The following is a 24,483-nucleotide window of genomic DNA, read 5'->3' on the forward strand; positions in this document are numbered from 1 at the left end:
GTTGAGTACAAAAAGGCAACCCAAAAGGCTCAGTCCAGTGAACTGAGCCTTTTTTTGGGTTATGCGACAGGTACAAGGCTATACCTCTGTTTTTTCCTTTAGGACGGTTGAACGGCGAGATTTTGTTCCTGACAGTTTGTCGACGATCATAGAAAGGGCTCCATCCCCAGTGACATTGCAAGCTGTTCCAAAACTATCCTGAGCTAAATAAAGAGCAATCATTAAGGAAATCATTGTCGGGTCAAAGCCGAGCATCGACTCTAGCAATCCTAGCGCAGCCATTACAGCCCCACCTGGTACTCCAGGAGCTGCAATCATTGTAATCCCAAGCATAAGGATAAAAGGAAGAATCGTACCGAGGCCAGGGGATTGTCCTTGCAGCATCATAACGGCGATTCCACAGCTAACAAGTGTAATGGTGCTACCTGATAGATGAATAGTGGCTAATAAAGGGACAGAAAAATCCGCCACCCGTTCATTCGTTCCGAGCTGTTTTGTCTGTTTCAATGTTACTGGAATTGTTGAAGCAGAGGATTGTGTTCCAAGTGCAGTCATATAAGCAGGAACCATATTTTTCATCATTATGAATGGGTTTCTTTTAGCCAATGAACCGGCAACACTAAACTGGATGAATAGGTAGAGAATGTGCAGGGCCAGGATCATGAGGAAAACTTTAAGGAATACGCTCATAATAGCCACCGCTTGTCCCCCTTGCGTCATATTGGCAAAGATGCCAAAGATATGAAGTGGAAGTAGGGGAATAATAACTTTTTCAATTACTTTCTCAATAATCTCTCGAAAGTCATACATTGCATGCTTGAGTGTGTGGCCGTTAATAACTGTTAGGCCAATACCGAGGGTGAAAGCGAGTAAAAGCGCACTCATGATATCTATCACTGGTGGCATCTCTACGGTAAAAAATGGCGATAATAAGGCTTCTTCAGGGTTTTCAAATGCTTGTGTACTTTGCCCTTTTAATAACGTAGGGTAAAGAAAAGTGGCTGTAAAAAAGGCAATTAACCCAGCTCCAATGGTGGAAAGGTATGCAACGCTAGTTGTAATGCCAAGCATTTTTCCAGCACCTTTGCCCAAGGAGGCAATCCCAGGTGCAATAAAACCGACAATGATAAGAGGAATAGCAAAGCCAAGAAAATTGCCGAATAAATTATTGAAGGTAATGAACACCCTTAAAAACGCGTCAGGGGCGAAGGAACCAGCAATAATGGCAAGAATAATGGCAAGGATAATTTTAGGTAAAAGTCCGAGTTTCATGTTAATGTCCTCCATATAAGAACAACTGTATTTTATAGAAGGATTATAACGCTGGATATGTTCCTTGTGAAGTGAAACTTAATATGGCGGAATAATCAAACATTTACAAAGAGTAACATCTAAAAAAATCTAGGTTTTTAATCAAGCCTGTTGTTTCATACGTTAAAAAGAAGGATTTTTTCGGGAGATGGGTGTTAAAATCTTAAAGTAGATTTAAGAGTAAATGAGTCATTTTGTGAGTTAATAACTAATTTTGCACGCGATTTCCTCCTAATTGAAAGTTACTTTCCAAGCTATTTCTTTTCATATTATTTAGAAGCAACAAAGTTTAAGAAAAGAGCGAAAAAGAAAGATAACGAAGTGGAATTGATTTGTAATGAGAATGTATCCTATCTTTGAGTGGATAGTGGTAAAATAGAAAAAGTGATTGTTAAACTGGAGGTCAATAGGATGAAGATAAAAATAGGCTTGCTTTATGGTGGCAAATCAGCTGAGCATAAAGTATCCATGCAGACAGCGCTTGCTGTAACAAAAGCAATTAATTATGATAAGTTTGAAATCCACCCTATTTATATAACAGAAGAAGGAGAATGGATAAAGGGTCCACAATTAAGTGCCCCAGCTGAAAATGTCGAGGTACTAGAATATACAAGTTCTACACAAGCCCTACCCACTCCGGAATTTAACCCTACTGTTTTTAAAGCAGAAGAGGGGAAACTAGATGTCATTTTTCCGCTTCTTCATGGACCAAATGGAGAAGATGGTACAGTTCAAGGGATGCTTGAATTATTAAATCTTCCTTACGTTGGAAACGGCGTACTTGCCTCGGCAGCGGGGATGGATAAAGTCATTATGAAGAATATCTTTGCTCAAGCCGGGTTATCTCAAGTAGATTATGTTTCTTTTGTTCGGAGTGAATGGGAGAAAGATCAGGAAATGGCTTATTCGCAGGTTGAAAAAGACCTTGGCTACCCATGTTTCGTTAAACCAGCTAATTTAGGTTCTAGCGTCGGAATTTCCAAATGTTCCAATCATGAGGAACTACAAGTAGCCTTCAAGGAAGCATTCCAATTTGACCGTAAGATAATTGTTGAACAAGGTGTAACAGCAAGAGAAGTCGAGATTGGTGTGCTAGGAAACGATGAAGCTGAGTGCTCGGTTCCAGGGGAGATTGTCCCAAAAACAGACTTTTATGATTATAAAGCGAAGTATGAGGATGGCAACACAGGACTTATCATCCCAGCAGAAATTACTGAAGAACAATATAAAGAATTGAAAGAATTGGCCAAAAAGGCCTATAAAGCATTGGATTGCTCGGGCTTAGTAAGAGCGGACTTCTTTTTAACGGCAGATGGGGAATTCCTGATCAATGAAGTAAATACAATGCCAGGTTTCACTCCATTCAGCATGTTTCCGTTATTATGGAAGCATACAGGATTAGAATATCCGCAGTTGATTGAACGACTGGTAGGCTTAGCGATCGAGCGCCATCAAGAGAAACAGAAAATCAAGTATACTTTTTAATGATTAAGAACACGGTGGACCATTTGCCGTGTTCTGTTTTAGCTATTTGGACTTTGAGTATTGTTCGGCTACAGCGGCTAGGGAATCGGGTCTAAGCCACCCCGGTTTGTCTTCGCCCCTATACGAGCCGCTTTCGTTTTTCATTGTCCAACTGCAGTGCCCTAGCGGATAGTGTCCTTCACTCTCCGCTGCAACGATTGCGTCAACATCGAATCGCTACGCTCTTCGTGTTTCCTTTATCCCGTTCTATCGGCCACTAACTTCATAAGTGCCCGTAAGAACCCGATTGTTTTTTTTAAGGGCTAAAGTCCAAAGAAAAAAACTTATCTCAGTTGGAGAGCTCCAGACCATACGCCGCTGAGCAGGGCACTTTCGCTTTTCTTATAATAATGTTTTTTAGGAGGAAGATTCTTGTGATTCAAAGGTCGCTTGTTGAGATCGCAGATATGATTAAACACGAAAATGATCCTTCGTCATACAAAGATGTTTGGATTAAAGGTGTGTCAATTGACTCAAGGAAGATTGAGCAAGGAAATTTATTTATCCCTTTTAAAGGGGAAAATGTGGATGGGCATCGGTTTGTTGAAGATGCCATTAAAAGGGGAGCTTCCGCTGCCTTTTGGCAAAAAGATGTACCCAACCCTCCGATGCACCTTCCAATTGTGATTGTTGAAGATCCTTTGCTGGCTTTACAGGAACTTGCTAGAAGCTATCGGAAGCAGTTAAATGTAAAGGTCCTCGGAATAACCGGGAGTAATGGGAAAACAACAACAAAGGACATGGTAGCAAGTCTTTTAAGCTTAGCTTATAAGGTCCAAAAAACCGAAGGCAATTATAATAATCATATAGGTCTGCCACTTACAATCCTGCAACTTAAAGAGGAAACCGAAATGGCAGTATTGGAGATGGGGATGAGTAGCCGGGGAGAAATTGAGTTTTTAACCAAACTGGCCCAGCCGAATGCGGTTATTATTACCAACATAGGTGAATCCCATCTATTAGATTTAGGATCAAGAGAAGCAATTGCAGATGCCAAACTTGAAATTATCGAAGGGTTAAAAGATAATGGCTTGATTATCTATCATGGGGACGAACCGTTGCTTCAGGAACGATTAGCCACTTATAAAGGGAACGGGTTATTACGGACTTTTGGCCGTAGGACGACCAATGATCTATATCCAGTAGAAATTGATCAAACCTCTAGCGGAAACACATTCAAAATGAACAAAAGCAATGAAACTTTCCGTCTTCCTGTACTAGGAACTCATAATATTTTAAACGCATTAGCATCCATGCTTGCAGCGGAGTATTTTGGAATACGCTACGAAAGCATGAATGAAGGTTTTGCGCAGTTGAAATTAACGAATATGCGTATGGAATTAGTCGAAGGGACAAATGGTGTAAAAATCATTAATGATGCTTATAACGCGAGTCCAACATCGATGAATGCTGCCATTGAACTAGTATCCAACCTTGATGGCTTTTCACGAAAAATTCTAGTGTTGGGAGATATGCTAGAGCTTGGACCAGCCGAAGAGCAATATCATTACCAAATTGGTCAGTCGCTTGATTCCGAGAAAATTGATTATGTTTTCACATATGGAAAACTAGGTGCCTATATTGGAGAAGGGGCACTAGAAGTTCTTGGTGGGGACAGGGTTTATCGTTTTACAGATAAAAATGAGCTAGCTAAAAAGTTAACTGAAGTTGCAACATCAGATACACTTGTGTTAATTAAAGCATCTAGAGGGATGAAGTTAGAAGAGGTTGTTAAGTTTTTACAATAAGTGATAAAAATGTAAGCCTCTGCCCTTAAGCAGAGGCTTATTTGTGTGTGAAATCAAAAGAATTAGGGCACAATGATAGAAGCAAAGGATGCTTTACCATTGCGATTTGGGTGCTTTTGTCAGAAAATAGAATATAGAAACACTCATCAACTGGCTGTTTTGGAGATTTGCTTGATTCCATTCAAGCGAAACGCATTTGATTGCATTCACTTCCATCAGGTGGTAAGATAAACATCAAGTGTCTACGTAAGAAAATCCTGTAAATCGCAGGCTCTTTCGTTTTGGAGATGTTATCTTATCCACTAAGCCACGCTCCAGGCGATTAGCCTCATTTGGACTCTCGCAATGCTCTACACCAAATCCTCCACTAAGGTGTACGAAAATTTCCAGATAAGGCTTAAATTGAGATAAACTTAAACAGCCACTTAAAAAATATAAACATCAATTTGAACAAGAAAAAGGAGAATGAACAAATTTGACATTGTTTGAAGAATTGGGCATAAGCCCAGCCACGTTAAAGTCACTGAAAAAAATGGGTTTTGAGGAAGCAACACCAATTCAAGCTGAAACCATCCCAATGAGCCTGCAAAATAAAGACCTTATTGGCCAAGCGCAAACAGGGACAGGAAAAACAGCAGCTTTTGGTATTCCATTAATTGACAAGATAGAGAAGGAACGTCGACAAATTCAAGGGATTATTATTGCTCCTACCCGTGAATTGGCTGTACAGGTTTCAGAAGAGCTATACAAAATTGGTGCAGGAAAAAGAGTCGGTGTTCTAGCCATCTATGGTGGGCAAGACATTAATCGCCAAATCCGTGCCCTTAAAAAAGGTCCTCATATTATTGTTGGTACTCCAGGCCGTTTGCTTGACCATATCAACAGAAAAACAATTCGTTTAGATACTGTCCAAACAGTCATCCTAGATGAAGCGGATGAAATGTTAAATATGGGCTTTATTGAAGATATTGAAAGCATTCTTGCACAAGTTCCAGAAGAGCGTCAAACGCTATTGTTCTCAGCAACAATGCCTGGACCTATCCGTAAAATTGCTGAACGCTTTATGAAAGACCCTGAAGTGATCCGTGTCAAAGCACGTGAAATGACAGTTCCGTTGATTGAACAATATTATGTTGAAGTTCAGGAGAAAAACAAGTTTGATGTATTAACTAGGCTACTTGATATCCAATCACCTGAATTAGCGATTGTATTTGGACGGACGAAGCGTCGTGTGGATGAGCTAGCTGAAGCATTAAACCTTCGTGGATACACAGCTGAAGGAATTCACGGTGACTTATCACAGGCAAAGCGAATGAGTGTCCTTCGTAAGTTTAAAGAGGGCTCGATCGATGTACTTGTTGCGACAGATGTGGCAGCTCGCGGGTTGGATATCTCAGGTGTTACCCATGTATATAACTTTGATATTCCACAAGATCCAGAAAGCTATGTTCACCGTATTGGACGTACGGGTCGTGCTGGAAAACAAGGGATGGCATTGACATTTGTAACCACAAGAGAAAAGTCATACCTTTCTGTTGTTGAACGTACAACAAAGAAAAAGATGGAACGCATGCAAGCCCCTACGCTAGATCAAGCATTAGAAGGTCAGCAAAAGGCTGTTATTGAAAAGATTGTACAAACGATTGAATCCAATAACCTGCAATTCTACCGTCAGACAGCAGAACAATTGCTTAGTGATCATGATGCAGTAACGGTTGTTGCTTCTGTGTTGAAAATGATGACAAAAGAACCGGATACAACTCCGGTAAAACTAACAGAAGAAAAGCCGCTTCCTTCTCGTCGGGATAAAAAGCCACAAGATCGTAGAAGAAGCCAAGATTATCGTAACAAAAATTACAAACCACGTACGGCAACAAAGCGTACTGGTGGTAAGCCAACTCGTTCATCTAGATAAATAAGCCTTTATTAGACTGCAGACAACCTCGGCGTTCGTTCGGGATTGGACTGCAGTCTTTTTATTTGCTGACGGTTCATTTTACAATGAGTATTACCTGAGAGACTTCGCTTAGCAAAGACCTTAATCCTAGTACTTGTCTAAATATATCCCTCACTAAGTTTAGTTCCACCAAATCTCCTTCATTAGAAAAATTCAGATAATGTGCGAGTTCTCCACAAATATGTAGGTTTAGAGGAACTATCTCTATGTCCTGTGGGCGCTGCTGGCCCGCTTCAAAGAATATGTTTTCAAGTTCAAGTGTGCAAAACAACAAGAGCCTTAATAGAGCCTTTAGTTTTGATTATTTTAAGGCATACTACGGAATAAAAGATGCGACTACCTACGGAAGGTAAGAGGAGGATTATGATGACACTTGTAAAACTAGGTTACGTGGCAATGAGTGTGGAGCTCCAAAACTGTTCTCCCTCACAAACGATGACGTTTAAACAATTTCAAGCGATTCCAGATCGTGAGGCGGCGATTCGGAAGCTTGAGCGGATTTCGATTAGTAACTTAGAAAATTGTTTGCGACTCTTAAAACATAATTATGCGAATGATATTTCTTTTTTTAGACTAAGTTCACGACTTATTCCCCTTGCAAATCATCCGGAACTCTCGGACTGGAAGTACATGAAAGCTTTAAAAGAACCGTTAAAAGAGTTAGCAGAATATATTCAAACCCATTCAATGAGAATTGATTTTCACCCGGATCATTTTGTGTTATTAAATACAACAAATAAAGATACGTTGAACAATTCAATTCGAACGTTAAACATGCATGAAGCACTGTTGCGAGGAATGAACATCCCTCCACAACATCGCTGTGTTTTACATGTGGGTGGTGCATATGATGATAAAGGAAAAGCTTTAGAGCAATTTATTCATAATTGGGGTCTTCTTCCACAGCATCTGCAGGAGCTGATTATGCTGGAAAATGACGATACGACGTTTACATTAAACGACACACTTTACCTTTGTGAAAAGTTAGGTGCTCCACTCGTCTTCGATTATCACCATCATTTAGCACATTTTGAGGAAGAACCTGATTGGGAATCCCAGTGGGAGAGAGTGGTAGGAACTTGGAAGCATTCCAAGCTACCTATTAAAATGCATATATCAAGCCCAAGGTCCGAAAAGGACTTCCGTGCTCATGCTGACCATATCGATGCAGAAATGTTTATGACATTTCTAGAAAAGATTAAAGGGTCGGTGCCTGAGATTCACTGTATGATTGAAGCAAAGCGCAAGGATGAGGCCTTATTTAAATTAGTTGAGGATTTGAAAGAGCAACAAGGAATAGAAATGGTAACCCAAGCTAGTTTCCGTCTCGTTTAAATATAGTTGGTTCTAACATAGGCTGGTTTGTATCATTAGTCTCTAGGAAGAAAATAAAGGTATACTTAGAGAGTCTATAATATGGGAGTGGAGGATGGATTGATGTTTCCTGAGCCACAAACGAGGATATCTCAACGTGCTTTGGTGGTATGGAGAATATCCGGTAGTATTTCTACTTTATTTGTTTTTTTAATAGGTGGAGGGTTTATTACTCTCGGAATTTTATTTAATTGGCCGCTAATGATTATGGTCGCAATTGGTATTTTTATGTTGGTATATGCTTGGTTGGCTGTCTTCTTTTTACCGATGATGCGTTGGAAGCGTTGGCGCTATGAGGTTAGAGAGCAAGAAATTGAACTACAACGAGGAGTTTTCATAATCAAAAGGACGCTTATTCCAATGGTTAGAGTACAGCATGTTGACACTCAACAAGGACCGTTATTAAGGAAATATGGATTATCTACCGTAATGATTTCTACTGCTGCTACGGTCCATGAAATTCCTGCACTTGAGGGAGTGGAGGCGGAAAGACTGAGGCAGTCAATTTCTCGTTTGGCAAGGGTGGCGGATGAAGATGTCTAGTCCAAAACGTATGCATCCAATAGCCGCCCTTTTAAATATCCTTCAACATTTAAAAGAATTATTTATTCCGATTCTTCTCTTGTTGTTCTTTGGAAACCGAGGAGAAAGTGAAGGAATGCTGTATTTAATCGCGGTTGGAGTCGGTCTAGTGCTTTTTTTAGTTTCTGGCTTTTTGTCATGGTATCGATTTACATATCGAGTTGAAGAGAATGAACTGCGGATTGAACATGGTCTTCTCGTTCGAAAAAAGCGCTATATTCCTTTTGAGCGAATTCAAAGCTTAGATGTATCAGAGGGAATCTTACAACGGCCTTTTGGACTGGTAAAAGTAAAGGTGGAGACAGCGGCTGGTTCGGGTAACGGTGAAGCAGAAGCTGTTCTCACTGCGATAAAAAAGGCTGAGGCGAACGCGATTCATGATTTGATTGTTTCTGCGAAGAGGGGTTCCAATCCAAACGAGGTGGAAGCATTCCCAGATGAATCGGTGATATATAAAATGACGATGCCGGATTTGTTGTTACTTGCTTCAACTTCTGGGGGAGTTGGAGTGATTCTTTCTGCCAACCTGGCCATTGTGTTTCAGTTTGAGGAGTTCATTCCCTATGAACGGGTCTTTCAGGAAATGGAACAGTTTATTTCAAATGGAATCATGTTTATAAGTTTCGTTGTTTTTCTAGGTTTTTTCTTTGTTTGGCTCCTAGCTGTGATTGGCACAATGCTAAAGTATGCCAATTTTACCCTAAGGAAAGTGGAGGATGATTTCATCATCACCAGAGGGCTTTTTGAAAAAAGGCAGTTTACAATCCCGTTGAAAAGGATACAAGCAATCCGTATAAGTGAAAATATAGTCAGACAACCATTGGGTATGGCTACCGTTTATGTAGAAAGTGCAGGCGGATCTTCTTCAAATGAAGAAAGTTCAAAGGTATTATTTTTGCCTATTATAAAAAGGCATAACATCACACAGCTGCTTGAACCTTATTTAGAGGATTATGAATGGAACTCTAAATTGAGCCCAGCTCCGCCACAAGCGCTTGTTCGTTATTTGATAAGAGGTGCTTTGGTCAGCCTGCCGGTTATCGTTGTAATGGTTTATTTGTTTCAAATATGGGGACTTTTATCTTTAGGACTTTTAGCTGTTACAAGTTTATGGGCTTATCTACAGTTTAAGGCAGCTGGCTGGAGTTTAGAGCAGAATATGGTCACTTTAAGATATCGATTGATAATAAAAAACACTGTATATATGCGCAAGAATAATGTTCAATCACTGAGTGTTAAGCAAAGCCTTTTCCAGAAGAAAAAACGCTTGGCAACAGTTGAGGCGGTTGTTAAATCGGGCCAAGGTGGCTCGGGTGGAAAAGTACTGGACTTACATGAAAAAGATATAGCAATAATCTATAACTGGTATTCTCGTGAAAATAGCACAGTAAGGATGGAGTGAATAAGGTACGATTCTAAGCTGTAAAACATCAAAAAGAGTTTTTTAGCAACAACAGTTCTAATCAGTTTAGGCCGGCTCGTCTTATGCCTGTCGGAGTTGAACGAGCGGCCTTCGCTTTTCTAATGTCTAGCTGCAGCGGCTAGGGGCTCGGGTCATAAGCCAATCCGTCAAGAAGGTTAAAGAGCAACCTTCTGGCCGGCTCGTCTTATGCCTGTCGCCCCTGAGCAAGCCGCCTTCGCTTTTCTATTTGTCTAGCTACGGCTCCTAGCGACTAGTGGACTTCGCTTTTCTTCTCACCTATTCGAATAGATGATTCTTCCGATTAGGAATCCGGCGATTAGTCCGAAAATGTGTGCGGTGATATTGATATTGGCCTGCATGAAGGTCATGATTACTCCGATGATTGCGATTGTAAGGATCATTTGAGAATTTTCCCTGGAGAGCATTTCTCTTCGGAACATAATAATGGCTAAATAAAACCCGAACAAGCCAAAAATAGCACCGCTTGAGCCTACATGTGTATATGTTGGTGATTCCAGGAATAGGGTTGCAATATTTGCCGCTATTCCTGTGACTAAGTAGACAACTAGAAACTTTGTTTTTCCTAGCATTCTTTCTAGTGCTGGGCCGAATAAGACAAGTGAAAAACTATTAAATAATACATGTGCAAACCCTGAATGAATAAAAATGGGGGTGATGATCCTCCAAATTTCTCCCTCCATGATATACAAATTCACGCCAGCTAACAGCGTAAAGATTTCTCTACTAGGCAAAATGGGCAAAGAAGTCGCTAAAAATAAAAGGAAATGAATACAGATAATGAGAGTAATAATTGGATAAAAACGGATAAATTCTCGGAAGCTTTCTGTACGGACAAACATAAAGCACCTCCAAATACATCTTTCGGATTTAGTTAGTTAAATGTTTTCTTTGATTATAACTGTAGCATTTAACAATTAGTACCGTCTAATCCTAAGACGGATGCTTGGCTTTTCGTATCATATGCGATGATAGATTTTTTTAGAAGGCGAGGTGGTTAACATGATTACTGGAATTGGCCTTGATATTGTGGAAATAAGCCGAATTGCTGTTTTATTTAAGAAACAACCACGTTTTCCGGAACGGATTTTAACCGAGGAGGAGAGAAAGGAATTCTGCTCTTTATCGGATAGAAGAAAAATAGAATTTCTCGCCGGACGGTTTGCAGCAAAGGAAGCATTTGCGAAAGCCTTTGGTACTGGAATCGGAAAGGATTTATCTTTTCAAGATATTGAAATCAAAAAAAATGAGCGGGGAAAACCTTTCTTTATAAAACCCATTTCAGAAGGGATTCATTTATCAATCACCCATAGTCGTGATTTTGCTGCCGCACAGGTCATAATTGAGGGAAATTGATTGTAAAACGTAAATTTATTGTAGGAAGAAAAGAGATGAAGGGAAAATGCCATCTCTACCTACAGGAATTAGGAAGTAAACCACTTATTACTAGCTCAAAAAGCACCAAAGGTTTAAAAGTCATTCCTTAAAAAAATCACCCAAGCTCTTAGAATGCTTGGTCATAAACCCAATGGTTGTCTCATATATTCATAGTGCAACAGGGGAGACAAGACCAAGCGGCGGGAATATGGCTGTGTGTATCGTCTTTTCTTTCCCTTTCACGTTGAAATTAGACAAAAGGGGTTGAAGGAATGAAGAATAAGTTTTGGCTGCTTCTCGCTGGGGTGATGATTTTATTCGTTTTGGCTGCATGTGGTGCTAAGTCTCAGGAAACAGTTGTCAAAGATCTGGATGAAAACCTGTCAAAGTTAAAGAGCTACAAGGCAAATGCGAAGATGACTCTACAAATGGGTTCAGAACCGCAAGTATATGAGGTGGAAATTTGGCATAAAGAACCAAGTTATTATCGGGTGAATTTAAAAAATGCTGAAAAAGATCAAAGTCAAATGATCTTAAGAAATGATGAAGGTGTGTTTGTATTGACACCTGCTTTAAATAAGAGTTTCCGTTTTCAAAGCAGTTGGCCGCAAAACAGTAGCCAGGCTTACTTATATGAATCTTTGGTGCAAGACATTTTAGAGGATAAGGAAGCAAAATATACGGAAACAGAGAAACATTATGTATTTGAGACGAAGACCCGGTACCAAAATAGCCAAATGTTGCCACACCAAGAGATTAAGTTGAATAAAAAAGATCTAACCCCAGCAAGTGTAAAAGTGATGGATACAGACCGGAATGCTCTTGTAACTGTTGAATTTTCCGATGTTGAATTTGGGGCTAGCTTCGATGATGATGATTTCGATATGAAGAAAAATATGACTGCTTCTCAATTAGAAGTGCCGGTAATGGCCAGTGGTGAAGATAAGCAGTTTGCCGTTAAATATCCGCTTGCTGAAATTCCAGGTGTTAAATTAGCGGACGAACAAGTGATGAACACAGAAAATGGAAAACGTGTTGTACTAACCTTCGATGGTGAAAAGTCTTACACGCTTGTTCAAGAAAAGGCTTCAATCATGGAAGATGGAACTTATCCGGTTTCCATTTCAGGAAACCCTATTGATTTAGGGTTTACAATTGGTGCACAAACAGAAAGTTCCATTAGATGGACGCACCAAGGTGTCGAATATTTACTAGCATCCTCTGAATTAACACCAGATGAAATGGTGATGGTAGCGAAATCCGTACAAGGCGATGTTGTAAAGTAAAGACAAAAAACAGGCTCAATAATAGGGCCTGTTTTTTTGTTTGTTCAATATTAGTAAGGATTATAAGAGGTTATTTTTAGATAAAAGGTTAAAGCAAAAAAGATTTGGAAAATAACCTAATAGAAAAACATCGTTTTTAGCATATTTCCACGGGGGTGGAGAATAAATGATAATAGTACATGAAAGGATTGGCCTCTTCTGGGGATGATAAAAAGGATATGTATTTGACATTTCCTGCTTCCTGGTTCGATAATGGTACAGAAAAACAGATGAGCAAGGAACGCATTTAAAGGAAGTGTGTTTACAGTGGATGAACAGTTTTTTTTCTACCGAGATACATGGGTAGAGGTTGATTTGGATTGCATTACCGAAAATGTGAAAGCAGTGAAGCAACGATTACCTGACCGTGTAGCGATAATTGCAGTCGTTAAAGCAAATGCATATGGTCACGGTGATTATCAAGTTGCTCAAGCAGCACTGGAGGCAGGAGCGACGATGCTTGCGGTTGCCTTTTTGGATGAAGCCCTTTCGCTTAGGGGAAAAGGGATTATAGCACCGATCTTGGTGCTAGGTGCTAGTCGACCAGAAGATGTAAATATTGCTGCAGAAGAAAATATAACATTAACGGTATTTGAACAAAGGTGGATTGCAAAGGCGCAAAAAGCACTTTATCCAGATACCCAGCTTTCCTTACATGTTAAGGTTGATACAGGTATGGGACGCATTGGAATTCGAGATGAGCAAGAACTACGAATGGTTGAACAGGAAATTCTAAAAGACTCTAGGTTGCACTTTGATGGTATTTTCACTCACTTTGCAACGGCTGATGAACGAAATGATAGCTATTATAAAATACAGCTAGAGCGTTTTAATTTCATGGTTTCTAACCTTCAATCACGCCCACCTTGCATTCACAGTAGCAATAGTGCTGCTGCGCTTCGCTATGCCGAAGCTCAATTCAATGCGGTTCGACTTGGAATCGTCATGTATGGTCTTTCTCCTTCAAAAGACATGAAACAGGAAATTCCTTTCCCGCTTCGTCAGGCATTTTCTTTACACTCAAAAGTTACACAAGTGAAACGCATCAATAAAGGAGACAAAGTAAGTTACGGATGTACTTATGAAGCGCAGGAGAAGGAATGGATTGGCACTATACCAATTGGTTATGCGGACGGATGGATAAGGCGTTTGCAGGGCCAAGAGGTACTGGTAGATGGGATGCGCTCTCCAATTGTTGGAAGGATTTGCATGGACCAATCAATGATTAAGCTTCCATATCAAGTATCGGTTGGAACGACTGTTACATTAATTGGAGGTCAACAAACTCAAAGCATTACAATGGATGAAATAGCGGAAAAATTAGAGACGATTAATTATGAAATTCCATGTCTTATTTCCTCAAGAGTTCCAAGGGTTTATAAGCGTAAAGGGAGAATGATCGACTTGAAAAACCCCTTAATCCCTAAAAAATAACAAATGAAGAAATCCATGCATAAAATAATCTTTTTTAGGCGGATAATACAATAGAATTGCCAATGCACCTTTGCATCTGGCTTAAATAATGTTATTATTAAAAATGGTAAAGAGAAAGATTATAACGTTTAACGGTATGTAGTGATGATGGTGGAGGTGTATGTTTGTGTCTGAATCCAGCGCAACAACTGAAATCCTGGTAAGGTTACCGCAAAATCTTCTAATGGAATTAGATGGATACGCTAAGCAAGAAAACGTGAATCGAAGTGAATTCATTTACCAGGCAACAAAGATGTATCTACGTGATAGAAAAAAGAGACAAATTCGTGAATCGATGCGACGTGGATACATGGAAATGGCCAAGATTAACCTGACGATTGCATCAGAAGCATTTCAGGCAGAATACGAGGCAGAACACACTGTCGAACGTTTAGTAAGCGGAGGATAATCCGGTGATTGTCAAACGTGGTGACGTATATTTTGCGGACCTATCCCCAGTTGTTGGTTCAGAGCAAGGCGGCGTCCGCCCTGTACTTGTCATTCAAAACGACATCGGGAATCGGTTTAGTCCCACAGTAATTATTGCAGCCATAACCGCTCAAATCCAAAAAGCGAAGCTGCCAACGCATGTTGAAATTGATGCGAAACGTTACGGCTTTGAACGAGATTCAGTCCTATTATTAGAACAGATTCGTACAATTGATAAGCAACGCTTAACCGATAAGATTACCCATCTCGATGATGAAATGATGGAAAAAGTGGATGAAGCGCTTCAGGTAAGTTTAGGCCTTATTGAATTTTAATAAATTATCAAAACGCTCTTTTTAAGGGCGTTTTTTTATTGTCCGCAGAAAGTAAGGCGATATCAAATAGGTTTAATAGAATTAAGCAAGATTTACATACGTCTAACTCCAATGCTTAAGGTGAGTACTTATGCTTTAATGCTATAGGCATTTTGTTTCATTATGGATAAGGGAGAAAATTATATTTGACGAGTAGGTAGATGAACCATTAATCTTGAAATAAGTCTGTCTAATTATAGAACTATTTCATCTATTTAGAAGTTTAGAGAATTAGAAAATAGGGTAAATGAAAAACTTGTAAGCTTCTATGGGGGGAAGAGACATGAATAAGATGATTTTTGAGTTTATAGAGGCCCATAAGTTAGAAATGCTGAACGAATGGATGAAAACAACGAAGGATGAAAACGATGATCGGGTAGTCCGCGTTGTTTCTGACCAAGTTTTCAATAGTACTAGTCGAGAATTTGTCGATTTGATTATCGCCAATATAAAAGGAACAAAAGACGACTACCACTCCAGGTTGAAGGAATTTGCTGAAAGAGTCGTCCGACTTGGATGGCCGTTAACATTTGTGTCTAAAGGTTTGCATACATTTGGAGTAATTGTATTCGAACGAATGGAAGAGGCTGGAGCTATCACAATAGAGAACCAACGAAAAATCTTTCGAGAATTTGATGAGTGGTTGACACGAACAAATATAGAAATTATTGGAATCTACGCGGCAACTTGGGAAAAAACCGTTTCGTTGCAGAAAATTGCTCTTCAGGAACTATCAGCACCACTTATTCCTGTTTTTGATCGCATCACAGTTATGCCGTTGGTTGGAACAATTGATACAGAGAGAGCGAAGCAGATTATGGAAAACCTTTTAAAGGGGGCTGTTAAGCATCGCTCTGAGGTTGTATTAATCGATATTACAGGAGTTCCTGTTGTGGATACAATGGTGGCTCATCATATTATTCAAGCTGCAGAAGCGGTAAGGCTTGTCGGGGCTAAGTGTATGCTTTGCGGAATTCGTCCAGAAATTGCGCAAACCATTGTAAGTTTAGGAATTGATTTAACTCAATTTACGACAAAAAATACCCTTCAAAAGGGAATTGAAACAGCCCTTGAATTGACGAATCGGAAAATTGTAAATGTGGAGGGTCAAAATTGAGAATACCCATTTTAAAATTGTACAACTGTCTTCTTGTTTCAATTCAGTGGGAATTAGATGATCAAACTGCTCTTCAATTCCAAGAAGATTTATTGCAAAAAATTCATGAAACAAATGCTAGTGGTGTAGTGATTGATTTAACATCCATTGACTTTATTGATTCTTTTATAGCAAAAGTCCTAGGTGATGTAATTGATATGTCCAACCTAATGGGGGCAAAAGTGGTCATTACAGGAATTCAGCCTGCCGTTGCGATTACTCTGATAGAGCTGGGGATAGGTTTAAATAATGTCTTGACGGCCATTGATCTAGAAAAAGGTTTGGAGAAATTACAACAGGAATTGGGGGAGTAACATATGAGTATCCAATCCTGTGTAACAATCATAAATGAATGGGATATTGTGGCCGCCAGACAACTTGGTCGCAATGTTGCCAAAGAGTTAGGGTTTGGCACTGTTGATCAAGCGAGAATCACTACGGCAATCAGTGAACTAGCCAGAAATATTTACTTATATGCAGGAAAGGGACAAATTTGCATTGATAAATTATACGAGGGTGGAAAGCCTGGTGTAAGGATCAATGCTATTGATAACGGTCCTGGAATTAGTGACATCCGCCAAGTAATGGAGGATGGGTATTCAACTTCGGGTGGGCTGGGAGCAGGGCTTCCTGGGGTCAAGCGCTTAATGGATCAGTTTGTAATCGAGTCCAATCCGGAAGAAGGTACGCAGATAACAGCAACGAAGTGGCTTCGGTAGGAGGGGAAGTAATGGATTTCCGAGAAGGGATGGAACACAAGTATCGGGAACTTCTTGAAAATTATATTAAAGATCAGTCTGAACAAGCTTTATATGCAGGCCAGAAATTTAGTCGAAAGACCATTGAACATAAAATTTCCCCTGAAGAAATTGTTAGTCTTCATAAAAGTCTGTTAGTAGAAATGCATCCAGAGCTACCGAAGGATGTGATTGATTCTTTTGATCTTTTATTAGAGGTCATGATGGGATATGGGCTTACGTATCGTGAAAATGAAAGTCTGCGATCGAAACAGGCTGAGCTAAGGTCTGAAATGGAAATTGCAGCAAATGTCCAACAGACCCTGTTAGGGACGACAATACCTGAAGTAGATGGCTTGGATATTGGTGCGATTAGCGTACCAGCTAGGCATATGAACGGGGATTATTATCATTTTGTCCAAGATGAAAATAATTGTATAAGCGTAGCGATAGCGGATGTCATCGGCAAAGGTATTCCAGCTGCTTTATGTATGTCCATGATCAAGTATGCGATGGAAAGTATACCAGAAAATCGATTGGGACCAGGAAGTATTCTCGAAAATCTCAATCGAATTGTCGAACAAAACGTGGATCCAAGCATGTTCATTACCATGTTTTATGGATTGTATAATCCCGAAACGAATATACTTTCTTATGCGTCAGCAGGGCATGAACCTGGGTTTTATTATAATGCAGCTGAAAAATCCTATGCTGAGCTAAAAGCGAAGGGACTCCTCTTAGGGATTGAGAAGAAAACCAAATATATGAACTACGAGAAGCAGGTATCTCCTGGTGATATGGTTATTCTTTTATCAGATGGAGTAACAGAGTGCAGAACAGATGAAGGGTTTATTGAACGAGAAACGTTAGTAGGTTATATCGATAAGTACATCCATTTGAGTGCACAGGAAATTGTGAATAAAGTATTCAAAGACCTAGAAAAACTTCAAAACTTTCAATTGCGTGATGATTTTACGTTAATCATTTTAAAAAGGAAGGTTTAACCCCATTGTTGAGAGGGTAAAAGAGTAAAAAGCAACGAACGTATAAAGGTGGGTCTAACATGAATTTAACCATTGATACGAAAAAGACCGATAGCTTACTAGAAATCACACTGAATGGTGAGATTGATGCATATACAGCGCCAAAGTTGCGCGATACAATTTTTCCTTTATCAGAAAAGAACGGTATAAAAATGATTATTGACCTCTCAGGAGTTTCCTATATGGATAGTACTGGGCTGGGAGTTTTTGTAGGTGTATTTAAAAATGTAAAGGCTAACGGCGGGCATTTCCAATTGAATGGTTTGTCCGGTCGCCTCCAACGGCTTTTTGAAATTACAGGCCTTGCAGATATTATTGATGTCAATCGCCAGATAGAAGGTGAAGCAAAATGACAAAGCCTTATGACTATGTCGAAATGAAAATTCCGGCAAAACCAGAGTTTGTGGGAGTCATCAGGCTAACATTATCTGGAATCGCAAGTCGGATGGGTTTTTCATATGATGAAATTGAGAATTTGAAAATTGCAACGAGTGAAGCTTGTACGAATGCGGTTCAGCATGCTTATAGAAAAAATGAACAAGGTGAAGTTGTAATCGGCTTTGGTCTATTTCAAGATCGTCTTGAAGTGATGGTGGCTGATCATGGTCAAAGTTTTGATTTCCACTCGGCACGTGAAGGGATCGGTCCTTATCAGCAAAATCAATCGATTGAATTCCTTCGAGAAGGAGGCTTAGGACTCTATCTAATCGAAACATTGATGGATGAGGTGCGAATTCATCAAAAAGAAGGTGTTACGGTCTTTATGACTAAATACCTTGAGGGAGAGCAGGTGGAGATCGATGCAAAAACAATCTCAACCTAATCAAGACCCCAAAATAGATGTAAATGGATTAATCAAAGCTTTTCAACAAAATGAGAATCAGGCAGCACAAGATCAGTTGGTGCTACATTACCAATCATTGGTGGAAACAATCGCGAGGAAATATTCAAAAGGTCGTTCTTTTCATGAAGATATCTGTCAAGTCGGTATGATTGGATTGTTAGGGGCGATACGAAGATATGATGAATCGTTTGGGAAAAGTTTTGAAGCATTTGCTGTCCCGACCATTATTGGTGAGATAAAGCGTTTTTTGAGAGATAAGACATGGGATGTTCATGTTCCGAGACGGATTAAAGAACTTGGACCTAAAATTAAAGGAACGGTCGAACAATTAACAACCGAATTACATCGGTCTCCTAGAGTAGATGAAATTGCAAAAAGTTTAGGGGTCACTGAGGAAGAAGTATTAGAAGCGATGGAGATGGGGAAAAGCTATCAGGCTCTCTCTGTAGACCATTCAATTGAAGCTGATTCGGAAGGTGGCACCGTTACTTTATTAGATATAGTTGGAACGATCGACCAGGGATATGAAAAAATTAATCAACGGCTTGTTCTTGAAAAAGTCTTGCATGTTCTTACGGAAAGAGAAAAACAAGTAATTCAGTACACATACTTAGAGAATATGAGTCAAAAAGAAGCTGGTGATAAGCTTGGAATTTCACAAATGCATGTTTCTCGCATTCAACGACGGGCAATCAAAAAATTGCAAGAGGCTATCAATGCCGAGAATAATAACTCGGAGTGTATTAAATGATACAAAATCTTAAAGACAAGCTTGAGTTGTTTGTCCATCAAACGACGAAGGCTGGGAATGACGAGTGCGGAGATAGTTACTATTATAAAGTCACGGATGACTATTTTATTTGTGTAATCGCAGACGGGTTAGGGAGTGGGAAATATGCTCATGAGGCTTCCGCCGCTGTTGTGGCAGAAGTCGAACAATATCATCATGAGGATTTAGATAGTTTGATGGCCCGTTGTAATAAGGTGCTCTATCAAAAGCGCGGGGCCGCCGTTTCTGTCCTTAAAGTCTATTTCAAGGAAAAGGAATTTGTCTATAGTGGGGTAGGGAACATCCGATTTTATCTTTACTCACCAGAAGGGAAGCTCACGTATCCTCTTCCGGTTTCGGGATACCTATCGGGGAAACCACAAGTGTTTCATACTCAGCGTTTTTCGTATGAACCTGAGTCGAAGTTTCTTATTTATTCTGATGGATATGATATACATGGGGCGCGAAACTTACTACAAAAATACCGCTCAACATTGGCGATTGCACATGAAATCAAACAAAACCATATAAACAGCATGGATGATGCAACATTTATTTTAGGAAGCTTTCTTTAGTGGAGGCTTTCTTTTTTAGTCCCTTAGAACCTAGTGTTAATTTCTGATAAACTAAAGAGGATGGTTTTATCAAGTTACATAATAAATGGAGAGTGGTCTCATTTGAATGAAACAATCGATAAACAAGAGCAATATACTAAACAAATAGCAAGTGAGCAATCATTGAACGTGAAACAAGTACAAAATGTTATTTCGATGATTAATGAAGGGAATACTGTGCCGTTCATTGCCAGGTATCGAAAAGAACAAACAGGGGCAATGGATGAGGTTCAAATTAGGGATGTTATTGAAAGGTGGCAATATATCCAGAGCTTAGACCAACGAAAAGATGAAGTGATTCGGTTAATTGATGAGCAAGGAAAATTGACTCCTGAGTTAAAGAAAAACATCGAAAAAGCCAACAAACTTCAAGAAGTAGAAGATTTGTATCGCCCTTATAAACAAAAGCGTAGGACAAAAGCGACTATCGCAAAGGAACAAGGTCTTGAACCGTTGGCTAAGTGGTTGTTGACATTTCCTATGAGTGGGAGTGTTGAAGCGGAAGCCCAAAAATACGTTTCCGAAGAAAAGGGAGTGGCTACTGAAGAGGCGGCGATATCAGGTGCTCAAGATATAGTTGCAGAAATGGTTTCAGATGATGCCTCCGGCCGTAAGTGGATACGTTCAGAGACGTATAAACGTGGAGTAATTGAGGCTGAAGTGAAAGAGCAAGATAAAGACGAAAAGAACGTTTATGAAATGTACTATGAATATGCAGAACCGATTAGCAAGATTGTCCCTCACCGTATTCTGGCACTTAATCGTGGCGAGAAAGAGGGAATTCTGAAGGTTGCGATTCGAATCGAGATTGAAGCGATCGTGAATTACCTTCACAAAAAATGGGTAAAGAACGAACAGTCGTATACTTCGGCACTTGTAGATGAGGCTATTCATGATGCGTACAAACGATTAATTCAGTCATCAATTGAAAGAGAAATAAGAAATGAACTAACTGAAAAGGCTGAAGAGCAAGCGATACATATTTTTTCTGAAAACCTTCGCAAACTCTTGCTTCAACCACCGTTAAAAGGAAAGATGGTTCTAGGTGTTGATCCTGCTTATCGGACAGGCTGTAAGCTAGCAGTAGTAGATGAGACCGGAAAAGTGTTAAAAATTGATGTGATTTACCCACATCTATCGGCAGCTAGAGCAGAAGAAGCAAATAGGAAATTTACACAAACCTTAAAAGAATATCAGATTGAGATGGTTGCAATCGGGAATGGTACTGCTTCGCGGGAAACAGAACAATTTGTCTCTGATATTTTAAAAGAAGTTGAAGAAGAGATTTTTTATTTAATCGTTAATGAAGCGGGGGCGAGTGTCTATTCAGCCTCTGACCTAGCGAGAGAGGAATTCCCGGACCTTCAAGTTGAAGAACGAAGTGCAGTTTCCATCGCTCGTAGATTACAGGACCCCTTAGCTGAGTTAGTTAAAATAGATCCTAAATCAGTGGGGGTAGGTCAATACCAACATGATGTTAGTCAGAAAAAACTTTCCGAATCATTGACGTTTGTAGTGGAAACCGCAGTAAACCAAGTTGGGGTTAATGTGAATACAGCTTCTCCTTCTTTGCTACAATATGTTTCAGGACTTTCAAAGATAGTGGCAAACAATATCGTGAAGAAACGAGAAGAGGAAGGGAAATTCACAAGCAGAGCGCAATTAAAGAAAATTCCGCGGCTTGGAGCGAAGACGTATGAGCAAGCTATCGGGTTCCTACGTGTAGTTGATGGAAAAGAACCGCTTGATCGGACGGCGATTCATCCTGAGAATTATGGAGAGGTCAAGCAGTTGCTTGCTAGTTTAGGATTCAAAACGGCTGATTTAGGTTCTGTACAATTAAAAGAACAACTCTCAAAGCTTGATATTAGGAAAACGGCAGAAGAATTGGAAATAGGTGAGTTAACGTTAAAAGACATTATAGATGCTCTTGTTAGACCAGAAAGAGATCCGCGTGATGAGTTACCAACACCTTTGTTGAAAAAGGATGTCTTAAAATTAGAAGATTTGAAACCAGGGATGGAGCTACAAGGAACTGTTCGAAATGTTGTTGATTTTGGTGCCTTCATTGATGTTGGAGTCAAACAAGATGGGCTTGTCCATATCTCAAAATTAAGCCGCAAGTTTGTAAAGCACCCACTTGATGTTGTCTCTGTTGGTGATGTCGTCACAGTGTGGGTAGATAGTGTTGATATGCAAAAAGGAAGAGTTGCTCTGACAATGCTCTCACCTCAAGAATAACCAAAAGAAGTCTGCCCATGGATTTGGGCAGATTTTTTTAAACAAAAAGACAAGTCACTTTAACGAATTGTTTCTACTAATGATTATAGACCTTGTTTTTCTCTATAAAAAAACCAGCATTGGTTAAGTAATTTTATTTGATATCTGTCCTTTTGGTAGAAAGCCTTCATCATTTGATTTTGGAACCAAACAGGCATACACATACCTCCAGAATGGTTAATGGTACCGTTAATATATGCTATAATAGGTTGTCATGTTCATAAAAGTTAAAGGGTGCTTTTAAATGGAAAATGAAGAATTGCAGAGGTTAGTTGAGGAGATTTCATTTGAGGATTTTGGGAAACCGTTTCTTCATAAAGCCGTTTTTAATCCTAGACTGCGGTCTACTGGTGGTAGATATTTATTACGAAGCCACCATATTGAGATCAACAAGAAATATTTTGACCAATTCGGTGAAACTGAATTGGTGGGAATTATTAAGCATGAGCTCTGTCACTACCATTTGCATTTAGAAGGAAAAGGTTATCAGCACAGAGACAGGGATTTCCGCGAGTTAATGAAGCAAGTAAATGCGCCTAGATTTTGTTCCACTCTTCCTGAACAACAGAGGAGCAGAGCTACTCGAAAGACTTTAGAATACAAATGTATGGAGTGTGGCCTTCTTTATCAACGTAAGCGAGTCATTGATACGAAAAGGTTTGTTTGTGGTAAATGTAGAGGGAAGCTGAAATTCATAAAAGAGTTGACAAACAAATGAATTCATGGCAAAATAAGAACCCTGATTGAGTTGCTTATCGTTTTTTTAAAAAAGAGGGTTGACTTTTGAATTGCATCTCATTATAATCTAAAGAGTCGACAACAGAGGTTGTCCTAAAGGGTATTATTCCGCAGTAGCTCAGTGGTAGAGCATTCGGCTGTTAACCGAACGGTCGTAGGTTCGAATCCTACCTGCGGAGCCATTTATTTCGGGGAAGTACTCAAGTGGCTGAAGAGGCGCCCCTGCTAAGGGTGTAGGTCGCGCAAGCGGCGCGAGGGTTCAAATCCCTCCTTCTCCGCCATTCGTAATTTTGGCCCGTTGGTCAAGCGGTTAAGACACCGCCCTTTCACGGCGGTAACACGGGTTCGAATCCCGTACGGGTCACCACTAATATGGTCCGGTAGTTCAGTTGGTTAGAATGCCTGCCTGTCACGCAGGAGGTCGCGGGTTCGAGTCCCGTCCGGACCGCCATATTATAACAATAGAAGATTTTGGGCTATAGCCAAGCGGTAAGGCACCGGACTTTGACTCCGTCATGCGCAGGTTCGAATCCTGCTAGCCCAGCCATTTTAGAGCCATTAGCTCAGTTGGTAGAGCATCTGACTTTTAATCAGAGGGTCGAAGGTTCGAGTCCTTCATGGCTCACCATGATTATTTTTGTGGTAGCAAAATAATCATCCATAAAATCACGATAGTGAAAATAACTTTCATTATTATGCGGGTGTGGCGGAATTGGCAGACGCACTAGACTTAGGATCTAGCGCCGCAAGGCGTGGGGGTTCGACTCCCTTCACCCGCACCAAACAAATTGTTTTATAAGTGAAATAATACCGTTAATTGGGTAAAAAACTAAATGCGGTCGTGGCGGAATGGCAGACGCGCTAGGTTGAGGGCCTAGTGGGGGCAACCCCGTGGAGGTTCAAGTCCTCTCGGCCGCACCAAAAAAAGTTCTTGACTTTAACTTAATATCTTGGTATTATGTAAAAGTTGCTTCTCACAATATGCGCCCGTAGCTCAATTGGATAGAGCGTCTGACTACGGATCAGAAGGTTATGGGTTCGACTCCTTTCGGGCGCGCCATATTATCTAAATAATTTAAAACGGGAAGTAGCTCAGCTTGGTAGAGCACTTGGTTTGGGACCAAGGGGTCGCAGGTTCGAATCCTGTCTTCCCGACCACTCTATCAAATCGTTTTAATTTAATATGCGGGTGTAGTTTAATGGTAAAACTCTAGCCTTCCAAGCTAATGTCGTGGGTTCGATTCCCATCACCCGCTCCAAATTGCTCTTTGAAAACTAAACAAACAAGCGTCAACAAACAATATTATCATGTCTTCTTATGAAGAACATGAGCCAACGTTTTATTTTATGAGCTTAACTCATACTCTTTATTGGAGAGTTTGATCCT

The 24,483-nt window shown here is 40.0% G+C and carries 24 protein-coding genes and 11 tRNA genes; 32 read left to right on the top strand and 3 right to left on the bottom strand.

What is annotated here, in order from left to right:
- Window positions 1–78 precede the first annotated feature (78 nt).
- Complete coding sequence (locus M3182_RS23960; protein ID WP_251560372.1) at window positions 79–1,272, bottom strand: dicarboxylate/amino acid:cation symporter; 1,194 nt, start codon at window positions 1,270–1,272, stop codon at window positions 79–81.
- A gap of 450 nt (window positions 1,273–1,722) precedes the next feature.
- Here M3182_RS23960 and M3182_RS23965 point away from each other — a divergent pair, with 450 nt between their 5' ends.
- The 6 genes from M3182_RS23965 to M3182_RS23990 all read left to right on the top strand — a co-directional run bounded on the left by M3182_RS23965 (window position 1,723) and on the right by M3182_RS23990 (window position 9,898).
- On the top strand, window positions 1,723–2,796 hold the full coding sequence (locus M3182_RS23965) for a D-alanine--D-alanine ligase (protein ID WP_251560374.1): 1,074 nt from the start codon (window positions 1,723–1,725) through the stop codon (window positions 2,794–2,796).
- A gap of 413 nt (window positions 2,797–3,209) precedes the next feature.
- The gene (locus M3182_RS23970) at window positions 3,210–4,583 is read left to right on the top strand and encodes a UDP-N-acetylmuramoyl-tripeptide--D-alanyl-D-alanine ligase (RefSeq protein ID WP_349774474.1); all 1,374 of its coding nucleotides are present in this window, start codon (window positions 3,210–3,212) and stop codon (window positions 4,581–4,583) included.
- A gap of 475 nt (window positions 4,584–5,058) precedes the next feature.
- Window positions 5,059–6,498: a degradosome RNA helicase CshA gene (gene cshA, locus M3182_RS23975; RefSeq protein ID WP_285869414.1), complete on the top strand. Its 1,440-nt coding sequence runs from the start codon at window positions 5,059–5,061 to the stop codon at window positions 6,496–6,498.
- Window positions 6,499–6,906: 408 nt separating this feature from the next.
- On the top strand, window positions 6,907–7,875 hold the full coding sequence (gene uvsE / locus M3182_RS23980) for a UV DNA damage repair endonuclease UvsE (protein WP_251560376.1): 969 nt from the start codon (window positions 6,907–6,909) through the stop codon (window positions 7,873–7,875).
- Window positions 7,876–7,977: 102 nt separating this feature from the next.
- On the top strand, window positions 7,978–8,457 hold the full coding sequence (locus tag M3182_RS23985; protein ID WP_251560378.1) for a PH domain-containing protein: 480 nt from the start codon (window positions 7,978–7,980) through the stop codon (window positions 8,455–8,457).
- On the top strand, window positions 8,450–9,898 hold the full coding sequence (locus tag M3182_RS23990) for a PH domain-containing protein (RefSeq protein ID WP_251560380.1): 1,449 nt from the start codon (window positions 8,450–8,452) through the stop codon (window positions 9,896–9,898). Before M3182_RS23985 ends, M3182_RS23990 begins: the two co-directional genes overlap by 8 nt.
- A 293-nt stretch (window positions 9,899–10,191) precedes the next feature.
- On the opposite strand, the gene M3182_RS23995 is transcribed toward M3182_RS23990, so the two are convergent.
- Window positions 10,192–10,779: a rhomboid family intramembrane serine protease gene (locus M3182_RS23995; protein ID WP_251437056.1), complete on the bottom strand. Its 588-nt coding sequence runs from the start codon at window positions 10,777–10,779 to the stop codon at window positions 10,192–10,194.
- A 160-nt stretch (window positions 10,780–10,939) separates the two neighbouring features.
- Here M3182_RS23995 and acpS point away from each other — a divergent pair, with 160 nt between their 5' ends.
- From acpS to M3182_RS24065, 14 genes are all read left to right on the top strand, one after another.
- On the top strand, window positions 10,940–11,293 hold the full coding sequence (gene acpS, locus M3182_RS24000) for a holo-ACP synthase (protein WP_251560381.1): 354 nt from the start codon (window positions 10,940–10,942) through the stop codon (window positions 11,291–11,293).
- A gap of 293 nt (window positions 11,294–11,586) precedes the next feature.
- Window positions 11,587–12,600, top strand: a complete 1,014-nt coding sequence (locus M3182_RS24005) for a LolA family protein (protein ID WP_251437060.1) — start codon at window positions 11,587–11,589, stop codon at window positions 12,598–12,600.
- Window positions 12,601–12,906: 306 nt separating this feature from the next.
- Window positions 12,907–14,073, top strand: a complete 1,167-nt coding sequence (gene alr / locus M3182_RS24010; protein ID WP_251560383.1) for an alanine racemase — start codon at window positions 12,907–12,909, stop codon at window positions 14,071–14,073.
- Window positions 14,074–14,239: 166 nt separating this feature from the next.
- Window positions 14,240–14,521, top strand: coding sequence for a CopG family ribbon-helix-helix protein (locus M3182_RS24015; RefSeq protein WP_251437064.1), 282 nt, complete (start codon window positions 14,240–14,242; stop codon window positions 14,519–14,521).
- A 4-nt stretch (window positions 14,522–14,525) separates the two neighbouring features.
- Window positions 14,526–14,876 (top strand): type II toxin-antitoxin system PemK/MazF family toxin, encoded by a 351-nt coding sequence (locus tag M3182_RS24020; RefSeq protein WP_251437066.1) that lies wholly within the window; start codon window positions 14,526–14,528, stop codon window positions 14,874–14,876.
- A gap of 322 nt (window positions 14,877–15,198) precedes the next feature.
- Entirely contained in the window at window positions 15,199–16,032 is an 834-nt protein-coding gene (locus tag M3182_RS24025) for an RsbT co-antagonist protein RsbRA (RefSeq protein WP_251560385.1), read from the top strand.
- Window positions 16,029–16,385: an STAS domain-containing protein gene (locus M3182_RS24030; RefSeq protein WP_251437069.1), complete on the top strand. Its 357-nt coding sequence runs from the start codon at window positions 16,029–16,031 to the stop codon at window positions 16,383–16,385. The genes M3182_RS24025 and M3182_RS24030 overlap by 4 nt, the downstream gene beginning before the upstream one ends.
- A gap of 3 nt (window positions 16,386–16,388) precedes the next feature.
- A complete protein-coding gene (locus tag M3182_RS24035) occupies window positions 16,389–16,790 on the top strand; it encodes an anti-sigma regulatory factor (RefSeq protein WP_251437071.1) in 402 nt (133 codons plus the stop codon).
- An 11-nt stretch (window positions 16,791–16,801) separates the two neighbouring features.
- A complete protein-coding gene (locus tag M3182_RS24040) occupies window positions 16,802–17,812 on the top strand; it encodes a PP2C family protein-serine/threonine phosphatase (RefSeq protein WP_251560387.1) in 1,011 nt (336 codons plus the stop codon).
- Window positions 17,813–17,871: 59 nt separating this feature from the next.
- The gene (locus M3182_RS24045) at window positions 17,872–18,204 is read left to right on the top strand and encodes an anti-sigma factor antagonist (protein WP_251437075.1); all 333 of its coding nucleotides are present in this window, start codon (window positions 17,872–17,874) and stop codon (window positions 18,202–18,204) included.
- Window positions 18,201–18,674, top strand: coding sequence for an anti-sigma B factor RsbW (gene rsbW / locus M3182_RS24050; RefSeq protein WP_251560389.1), 474 nt, complete (start codon window positions 18,201–18,203; stop codon window positions 18,672–18,674). Before M3182_RS24045 ends, rsbW begins: the two co-directional genes overlap by 4 nt.
- Window positions 18,652–19,446 (top strand): RNA polymerase sigma factor SigB, encoded by a 795-nt coding sequence (gene sigB, locus M3182_RS24055; protein ID WP_251560391.1) that lies wholly within the window; start codon window positions 18,652–18,654, stop codon window positions 19,444–19,446. The genes rsbW and sigB overlap by 23 nt, the downstream gene beginning before the upstream one ends.
- Window positions 19,443–20,039, top strand: coding sequence for a PP2C family serine/threonine-protein phosphatase (locus M3182_RS24060; protein WP_251560393.1), 597 nt, complete (start codon window positions 19,443–19,445; stop codon window positions 20,037–20,039). Before sigB ends, M3182_RS24060 begins: the two co-directional genes overlap by 4 nt.
- 114 nt (window positions 20,040–20,153) lie before the next feature.
- Window positions 20,154–22,319 (top strand): Tex family protein, encoded by a 2,166-nt coding sequence (locus tag M3182_RS24065; protein WP_251560397.1) that lies wholly within the window; start codon window positions 20,154–20,156, stop codon window positions 22,317–22,319.
- Window positions 22,320–22,402: 83 nt separating this feature from the next.
- Here the strand turns inward: M3182_RS24065 and cmpA are convergent, their stop codons facing one another.
- Window positions 22,403–22,516: a cortex morphogenetic protein CmpA gene (gene cmpA, locus M3182_RS24070; protein WP_251437086.1), complete on the bottom strand. Its 114-nt coding sequence runs from the start codon at window positions 22,514–22,516 to the stop codon at window positions 22,403–22,405.
- An 86-nt stretch (window positions 22,517–22,602) separates the two neighbouring features.
- Here cmpA and M3182_RS24075 point away from each other — a divergent pair, with 86 nt between their 5' ends.
- The 12 genes from M3182_RS24075 to M3182_RS24130 all read left to right on the top strand — a co-directional run bounded on the left by M3182_RS24075 (window position 22,603) and on the right by M3182_RS24130 (window position 24,355).
- Complete coding sequence (locus M3182_RS24075) at window positions 22,603–23,076, top strand: SprT family protein (protein ID WP_251437088.1); 474 nt, start codon at window positions 22,603–22,605, stop codon at window positions 23,074–23,076.
- A 127-nt stretch (window positions 23,077–23,203) separates the two neighbouring features.
- A tRNA-Asn gene (locus tag M3182_RS24080) sits at window positions 23,204–23,278 on the top strand.
- A gap of 8 nt (window positions 23,279–23,286) precedes the next feature.
- A tRNA-Ser gene (locus M3182_RS24085) sits at window positions 23,287–23,377 on the top strand.
- A gap of 11 nt (window positions 23,378–23,388) precedes the next feature.
- Window positions 23,389–23,463: transfer RNA gene (locus tag M3182_RS24090), tRNA-Glu, on the top strand.
- A 7-nt stretch (window positions 23,464–23,470) separates the two neighbouring features.
- A tRNA-Asp gene (locus M3182_RS24095) sits at window positions 23,471–23,547 on the top strand.
- A gap of 21 nt (window positions 23,548–23,568) precedes the next feature.
- Window positions 23,569–23,643: transfer RNA gene (locus M3182_RS24100), tRNA-Gln, on the top strand.
- 5 nt (window positions 23,644–23,648) lie between these two features.
- Window positions 23,649–23,724, top strand: a tRNA-Lys gene (locus M3182_RS24105).
- A gap of 69 nt (window positions 23,725–23,793) precedes the next feature.
- Window positions 23,794–23,878 (top strand) — tRNA-Leu (locus M3182_RS24110).
- Between the two features lie 53 nt (window positions 23,879–23,931).
- Window positions 23,932–24,017: transfer RNA gene (locus M3182_RS24115), tRNA-Leu, on the top strand.
- Window positions 24,018–24,079: 62 nt separating this feature from the next.
- Window positions 24,080–24,156: transfer RNA gene (locus M3182_RS24120), tRNA-Arg, on the top strand.
- A 21-nt stretch (window positions 24,157–24,177) separates the two neighbouring features.
- Window positions 24,178–24,254 (top strand) — tRNA-Pro (locus M3182_RS24125).
- A 27-nt stretch (window positions 24,255–24,281) separates the two neighbouring features.
- Window positions 24,282–24,355 (top strand) — tRNA-Gly (locus tag M3182_RS24130).
- Window positions 24,356–24,483 lie beyond the last annotated feature (128 nt).

Origin of the sequence: Mesobacillus maritimus, assembly GCF_023715205.1 — a bacterium.
GTDB classification, from domain to species: domain Bacteria; phylum Bacillota; class Bacilli; order Bacillales; family Cytobacillaceae; genus Mesobacillus_B; species Mesobacillus_B maritimus_C.